5 protein-coding genes are annotated in these 5,397 nt (G+C 57.1%); 2 read left to right on the top strand and 3 right to left on the bottom strand.

From position 1 onward, the window contains the following. Positions 1 to 150 precede the first annotated feature (150 nt). Positions 151 to 1,011: a PA4780 family RIO1-like protein kinase gene (locus CF137_RS19705; RefSeq protein WP_042024013.1), complete on the bottom strand. Its 861-nt coding sequence runs from the start codon at positions 1,009 to 1,011 to the stop codon at positions 151 to 153. A gap of 212 nt (positions 1,012 to 1,223) precedes the next feature. Further along, entirely contained in the window at positions 1,224 to 2,219 is a 996-nt protein-coding gene (locus CF137_RS19710; protein ID WP_162515994.1) for an LpxL/LpxP family acyltransferase, read from the bottom strand. 208 nt (positions 2,220 to 2,427) lie between these two features. Between CF137_RS19710 and CF137_RS19715 the strand changes: the two genes are divergently transcribed. Then, positions 2,428 to 3,756 carry an IS4 family transposase gene (locus CF137_RS19715; protein WP_139721139.1) on the top strand — a complete coding sequence of 443 codons (1,329 nt, stop codon included), beginning with the start codon at positions 2,428 to 2,430 and terminating at the stop codon, positions 3,754 to 3,756. A 51-nt stretch (positions 3,757 to 3,807) separates the two neighbouring features. Here CF137_RS19715 and lpxM read toward each other — a convergent pair whose 3' ends face one another. Beyond that, positions 3,808 to 4,797, bottom strand: coding sequence for a lauroyl-Kdo(2)-lipid IV(A) myristoyltransferase (gene lpxM / locus CF137_RS19720; protein WP_139721141.1), 990 nt, complete (start codon positions 4,795 to 4,797; stop codon positions 3,808 to 3,810). A gap of 184 nt (positions 4,798 to 4,981) precedes the next feature. On the opposite strand from lpxM, the gene CF137_RS19725 reads away from it, so the two are divergent. After that, positions 4,982 to 5,397: IS1 family transposase (locus tag CF137_RS19725; protein WP_139721143.1), on the top strand; the 416-nt coding region annotated here is incomplete at its 3' end.

Here is a 5,397-nt window from a genome sequence, read left to right on the forward strand (position 1 = left end):
GCCGGCCCGAAGGGAGCGAAGTTACCCCCGCAGCGTGAAGCCAAGGCCACAGAAGTATGGTGTTAAAAAAGCCAATAAAAACAATGCCAGTCAGGCTTAACTGACTGGCATTAGCCTCGAAGGCGCTCTTTTTATGAGGGAGAGAAGCGGTTAGTAGCTATCTTCCTGTTCGGCATTCATTCGGGCCTGACGGGCATAGGCTTCTTCTTCGGCACTCTCGATTTCGTGCAGCACGGCATCGATATCGACCGCTTCGGTGCTCTCTTCAAACAGGCCGGTCAACTCGGTTTCAGGGGTGAGATTGCCATCTTCAAACAGCGCCCACATCTCCTTGGCGTAACGGGTTTTCAGCAGCTCGGGGGCATACATGCCGTAGTAGTTGCGCATGTTGTTGACGTCCCGCTCCAGCATCGCCTTGGCCTGGTTGTTGGCGGCAGCATCCACCACCTGAGGCAGGTCGATGATGACGGGGCCATGCTCGTCCACCAGCACGTTGAACTCCGAGAGATCCCCGTGGATCAGACCGGCGCAGAGCATCCGTACCACGTAGCGGATCACCTTGTGGTGATCGATAACCGCCTGCTCGGGGGAGAGTGCCACATCGTTGAGCCGCGGCGCCACATTGCCATCCTCGTCGGTGATGAGCTCCATCAGCAGGACGCCGTCGAGGCAGACATAAGGCTGTGGCACCCGTACACCGGCCGCGGCCAGCTTGAACAGGGCATCGACCTCGGTGTTCTGCCACACCTCTTCATGCTGCTTGCGACCGTACTTGGAGCCCTTCTCCATGGCACGGGCGCTGCGGCTGTTACGCACCTTGCGCCCCTCCTGATAGACCACCGCCTGTTTGAAGCTGCGCTTGGACGCCTCTTTATAAACTTTGGCGCAGCGGATCGCATCGCCGCAGCGCACCACATAGACGTCGGCTTCTTTGCCGCTCATCAACCGGCTGACGACCTCATCGACCAGGCCGTCATCAACCAGAGGTTGGATTCGATTTGGAATTTTCATGGCCGCCCTTTTACCCTATTTCCGCTCCGGAAGATAGCTCCGCGCACACTCACCTGCCTATCCCTTTCATATGACACCCTTTTATCCCCTGTTTGCCCTATTTTTGTCCACCGGTGTGCCTAAAAAAACATCACATCGAGACACCTGTGCCAACCCACCATCATCCAACGATCCATCACGTTACGATCAGATTGCAGCCCATGGCTCAGGGCTCAGGGCTCAGGAGGAAGCCCCTGGCGGATCCGCTGGATCCCCTCTTCATAGAGACCGTTATCCCCGTGTGAGTGCTCCAGCGTTTCGAAAATTTTCAAAAACCACATGTACTGCTCCGGATGGCGAGCAACCTGTCGCTCCACCATGCGGTTCATTTCATTGATATCAGCCAGCAGATCCGTGGTGGGATAAGGGTCAAACGGCGGCTCTATCTCCAGCAGGTAGCACCCCTCATCCTCATCATAACTGGCAAAAATAGGTACAGCTTTGGCACCGGTCAGCTTCACCAGTTTGGGCAAGGCAGGCAGGGTCGCTTTCGGACGCGTAAAAAATGGCACAAAGACGCTCGCCTCGCGACCATGATCCTGATCCGGCAGGTAGAAAAAGCTGGCACCAGCGCGGATCGCCTTGATCGCCGGCTTGATGCCGACACTGCGCTCATACACCTTGCCGCCCTTGGCCCGTTCGCGGTTGATGTACCAGTCAAACACCTGATCCTTGGGGCTCTTCATCATGGTGCACATCTCTATGCCCATCATGGAAAAATAACGGCCTATCATATCGACCGCCCAGGTGTGAGGCACCACCAAAATCAGGGGACGGCCCGCCTCCTGCTCAGCCTGTATATGCTCCCAGCCGCTCACCTTGATGCGGCGGGTCAGGCGCGCCTTGCTGCGCCAACTCAGCTCGCCAAAGCCCATAAAGGTCTTGAGACCGACCCGGATCGATTTGAGCAGCAATACCTGCCGATCCGCCGCATCCAGCTCGGGAAAACAGATCTTGAGATTGGTATCGATGATATAGGCCTGCTTTTTCGAAAATCGCAGCACAGTCGGTGAGACCAGATCGGCAAAGCGATCCCTTAACCGGGCTGGAGTGAACGCTAACAGGGACAAGAGGCCCAAGGCACACCAGCTGCCCCACCATTTGGGATGCAGCAGGCGGATATGAAATGAGGTATCAAATAGCGGATCGAATGCAGACATAACGGTCATCACGTCATCAAAAAACAAACGGATATTGTAATTATTCTGACATTTTTTTCTACCCTGAGGAGGCTGGCCGCCGACCTGCAAGGCACTGATCGGATTAGTTATCATAAAAAATGGCCCGCTTGGGGTAATGCCGATCAGTTAAGGATCCATTGACCGATCCTTCTGATGTGTGAAAATCCGAAACCTGTTGATTGGTTTCGGATTTTTTATGCGTATCGAGCAAGCCCTCGACTTCCTGCACGCCAGCAAGGCCGCTCAGTTTGAGTCACTCTCCGACCTTATTCCCAACGAGCTCATCACCACTCTGCTCGGCGAAGAGGGCATCGCTACCCTGCGCCGTCGCCGTATGCCCATGGAGCGACTGGTCTGGGCCATCATCGGCATGGCCATCTTCCGCAACGTCCCCATGACCCAGCTGGTCAATCAGCTCGATATCCTGTTGCCCGGTGAGCGACCCTTTGTCGCCCCCAGCGCCTTCCTGCAAGCTCGCCAAAAGCTTGGCCACAAGAGCATCGAACGCCTGTTTCACGAGACCGCCTCCCTTTGGCACCAGCAGGCCAATCACCCCGGCTGGGCTGGGCTGCAGTTGCTCGCTGTCGATGGCGTGATGTGGCGCACGCCTGATACCCCGGACAATGCCGCTGTCTTTGCCAAGCCCGGCACCCAGCATGGCGAGACCGCTTATCCGCAGGTGCGCATGCTCTGCCAGATGGAGTTGACCAGTCACCTGCTTGTTCAGGCCGTCATGGAGAGTTGCGCCGTCAACGAGATGGTGTTGGCCGAACAGCTTGTTGCGCGCACGCCGGACCACTCGCTGACCCTGTTCGACAAGGGGTTTTACTCCCTCGGTTTGCTCCATGCCTGGCAGACCACTGGCAGCGAGCGGCACTGGTTGCTGCCACTCAAAAAGGGCACGCAGTATGAGGTGTTGCGCAAACTGGGGCGTCAGGATGCTCTGGTGCGTCTCAAACCCAGTCCACAGGCGAGGAAGAAGTGGCCGCAACTGCCAGAGACGCTAGAAGCCCGCTTGCTGACTCGCACTATCAACGGCAAAGAGCGGCAGGTGCTGACCTCGATGGTCGACCCGATGCGCTTCCCTGGCGCCGATATCGTCGACCTGTATGGTCATCGTTGGGAAATCGAGTTGGGCTATCGGGAGATGAAGCACAGCCTGCAACAGCACCGGCTGACCCTGCGCAGCAAGAAGGCGGCGGGGATACGGCAAGAGCTATGGGGTGTGTTGCTGGCGTACAACCTGCTGCGCAGTCAGATGGTGAAGATGGCGGCGAGCCTGAAAGGATATACGGCGAGTCAGCTGAGTTTTCACATGGCCTCGGTCTACCTCATCCATGAGTTGAGTTGCATGCCGTATGTGTCGCCGGGGAATATCCCGGGACGCGTGGCGGAGCTGGAGAAACAGGCAGGGCAGTTTGTATTACCGGCCCGAAGGGAGCGAAGTTACCCGCGCTGCGTGAAGCCCAGGCCACAGAAGTATGGAGTTAAAAAAGCCAATAAAAACAATGCCAGTCAGGCTTAACTGACTGGCATTAGCCCGCTTGGGGCCATGTCAGATAGCAGAATGCACGGATTAGCCCTGGGGTGGCAACCCCTGGCGGATCCGCCGGATACCCTCTTCGTAACGGCCATCCGACCCCTCTTGATCTTCACGGGTATCAAAGATCTTGAGGAACCACATGTACTGACCCGGATGGCGAGTCAGCTGCTGCTGCACCATGTCATTCATCCGGCAAGTGTCTGCCATCACATCATCGGTGGGATAGTTGTCAAACGGGGGATCAATCTCCAGCCGGTAGCAGTGATGCGCTTCATCGTAGCAAGCGAGCAATGGCACCGCCTTGACACCGCTGACCTGCACCAGACGGGGCAAGGCGGGCAAAGTTGCTTTTTGGCAATCAAAGAAGGGAGCAAAGATGCTCTTCTCGCGGCCATGGTCCTGATCCGGCAGGTAGAAGAAACTGCGGCCTCGACGGATAGTCTTGATCACCGCTTTGATCCCGGCGCTGCGCTCATAAACGCGGCAACCGTTTTTGGCTCGAGCCCGGTTGAGGTGCCAGTCAAATACCGGATTGCGTGCCCGCTTCATCATGGTGCACATGGGCACCCCGCGCTGGGTGAAGCAGTAGCCGGCTGCATCCACCGGCCAGGTGTGGGGCACCACCAGGATCACCGGACGACCGGCTGCCCGCTCCACCTCGATGTGTTCCCAACCGCTCACCTGCATCCGGCTCATCAGATAACGCTGGCTACACATGGTGAACTCGCCAAATCCCAGCAGACTCTTGAGGCCAACGCGGATCGAGGTCAGCGCAATGGCATCCCGCTCCTCCGGGCTCTTCTCGGGAAAGCAGATCTCCAGATTGGTTCTGGCGATGTAAACCTGCTTTTTCGACAGGCGAAACACCAGCGGTGCCAGCACATCTGCCAGACGGTCACGCAACCGGACCGGCACAAACGCCAGCAGCATCAGCACACCGAGTGCCAACCAGCTAAACCAGTAACGGGGATGTAAAAAGCGGGCTTCAAAGGAGGAGTCAAATACGGGGTCTTGGGCAAACATGATTCAGGATCGAGCGAAAAAAGTGATTGTGCATTGTAGTCATCCTGACAGGTAATACCAGTTAATTCCATGGCGAGCGACCCAACACCGGCACCACATCAAGAAACCATAAAAAATGGCTCTGTCCCAATTATGTGTTGAAAGGCTAAGCTTGAAGTAGGCCATCACCTTGAGGTCTACCATCATGGATACCCCAGCCTTTCAACACCTGTTGTCTCTCTTTCCACAGCTTACCCTGCGCCAACGCCGTGTTGCCCGGCAGGAGCTCACTGCGCCCCACGCCATTACCTCCCTCAATACCCAGCTACCTGCATGCAGTGGTTGCCCACATTGCCAGGCCGATGCCAATCAGCTGGCGCCTTGGGGATGGAGTCGGGGACTACGTCGCTACCGTTGCAAACGGTGTCTGCGCACCAGCACCGTGCTGACCAGGACCCCCTTGGCCAGATTACGTAAAGCGCAGTGCTGGGAAGACTACGCGCAAGCCCTCATTGAAGGACTGACTGTCCGCCGGGCCGCTCTGCGTTGCGGGGTCAGCAAAAACACTGCCTTCCTCTGGCGTCACCGCTTCTTGCGTGCGATGGCTGCCCATCAAGCCAC

Origin of the sequence: Aeromonas sobria (assembly GCF_006243315.1) — a bacterium.
Lineage (GTDB): Bacteria > Pseudomonadota > Gammaproteobacteria > Enterobacterales > Aeromonadaceae > Aeromonas > Aeromonas sobria_A.

Coding starts and splice junctions, on each gene's coding strand:
- CF137_RS19705 (WP_042024013.1), bottom strand. CDS start 1,011: ATGAAAATTCCAAATCGAATCCAACCTCTGGTTGATGACGGCCTGGTC.
- CF137_RS19710 (WP_162515994.1), bottom strand. CDS start 2,219: ATGACCGTTATGTCTGCATTCGATCCGCTATTTGATACCTCATTTCAT.
- CF137_RS19715 (WP_139721139.1), top strand. CDS start 2,428: ATGCGTATCGAGCAAGCCCTCGACTTCCTGCACGCCAGCAAGGCCGCT.
- lpxM (WP_139721141.1), bottom strand. CDS start 4,797: ATGTTTGCCCAAGACCCCGTATTTGACTCCTCCTTTGAAGCCCGCTTT.